This is a genomic window from Pseudoalteromonas sp. 2CM28B (genome assembly GCF_023161935.1).
In genome coordinates this window covers 1-410 of sequence record NZ_JALNTH010000129.1, presented here as the reverse complement: position 1 = coordinate 410, position 410 = coordinate 1, and the positions used below count along the sequence as shown (strand labels likewise).

The 410-nt window shown below is 39.5% G+C and carries 1 pseudogene; it reads left to right on the top strand.

Going from position 1 to position 410, the window contains the following annotated elements:
* Nucleotides 1-410, top strand: a pseudogene (locus MTN96_RS36940) (transposase); the annotation flags it as partial.

Below are 410 nucleotides of genomic sequence, written 5' to 3'. Positions count from 1 at the left end.
GTGTTCGTCGTGCATTTTTATGTGGCGAAGACCGTTTCACTGGTCAATCTTACGAGCATCGACGAGGATGGGTTGAATATAAGCTGGGTGAATTAGCTAGGGTATTTTGTATTGATGTGTGCGCTTATGCCGTAATGAGCAATCACACCCATTTAGTACTGTATGTAGATGATAAAAAGGCAAATAGGCTGAATGATAAAGCGATTGTTATTCGCTGGCATAAGCTCTGTAAAGGCACATTGCTAACGCAAAAATACATACAAGGCGAGAAGCTAAGTAAAGTTGAACTCATCTTTTTCAATCAAACAGTAAAACAATACCGAGAACGTTTAGCAAGTATCAGCTGGTTTATGCGCCTATTAAATGAAAATATAGCGCGTAGAGCAAATAAAGAAGATAACTGCACAGGG